Source organism: Clostridia bacterium, from assembly GCA_014360065.1.
In the GTDB taxonomy this organism is placed as follows: Bacteria; Bacillota; DSM-521; order Neomoorellales; family JACIYF01; genus JACIYF01.
Genome location: JACIYF010000202.1, coordinates 1,828 through 2,826 on the forward strand (window position 1 = coordinate 1,828; position 999 = coordinate 2,826).

A 999-nucleotide genomic window follows, 5' to 3' on the forward strand; every position below is an offset into this window, starting at 1 on the left:
GGGGAGTCCCACCCGGGGGCTGGTGAACGAGTTTCACATCGGTTACCTGAACCCGGTGCTCCTGAAGATCCCGCCTCTGGTCTACCACGGCTTTACCGCCGAGGGTAGGGATACGGCGCTCATCGTCAACTGTCCGACCGAGCTCTACAACTACCAGCAGCCCGATGAGTACCGTTTACCCTATAATGACCCTTCTATACCTTACTCCTGGGAGGTCAAGCACGGTTGAAAATCCTGGTTACGGGCGCCAAAGGCATGCTGGGCACCGACGTGGTAACTGAAGGCCAAAGGCGCGGCCACGAGGTTATTGCCCTCGGGCATACCGAACTGGACATCACTAGACACTCAGCAGTCAAAAAGCATCTAGAAGTCCACCGACCGCAAGTGGTGATCAACTGTGCTGCTTACACTGATGTTGACGGTGCCGAAAAAAACCGCGATCTGGCCGTGATGGTCAATGCCTTGGGGGCAAGGAACCTAGCCCTGGCCTGCCGGGCGGTTGATGCTGCCCTAGTACATATCAGCACTGACTACGTTTTCGACGGTTCCAAGAACGAGCCGTGGAGCATTTACGACCCTAGAAACCCGATCAACACTTACGGCGAAAGCAAATGTCTTGGTGAGCGCTTTATCGAAACCATCGGCGGCCGCTATTATATAGTTAGGACCTCCTGGCTCTTTGGCCACCATGGGCCTAACTTTGTTGAAACCATGCTTCGGCTGGCCTCAAGCGGCCAAAGCTTGACCGTGGTCACCGACCAGAAGGGGTGTCCCACCTATACTGTGGATCTGGCCGCTGCTTTGCTGGATCTAATAGAGACCGAAGCTTACGGCATCTACCATATAACCAACCGGGGCGCAACTACCTGGTACAACTTTGCCAAAACCATATTCGAGTTTGCGGGCCCAAAAGTTGAGCTGTACCCAACCGATAGCCATCAGTACCAAAGACCGGCCAAGCGGCCGGCTAACTCGGTGCTGGACCCTTTCCCGTTGAAA

The 999-nt window shown here is 55.1% G+C and carries 1 protein-coding gene and 1 pseudogene (1 of these 2 only partly in view); both read left to right on the forward strand.

Features of this window, described 5'->3' with window-relative positions:
- Positions 1-229, forward strand: a pseudogene (locus tag H5U02_14970) (dTDP-4-dehydrorhamnose 3,5-epimerase family protein); it begins 211 nt to the left of the window's first position.
- A gap of 26 nt (positions 230-255) precedes the next feature.
- A partial coding sequence (gene rfbD / locus H5U02_14975; GenBank protein MBC7343722.1) for a dTDP-4-dehydrorhamnose reductase occupies positions 256-999 on the forward strand: 744 nt, incomplete at its 3' end.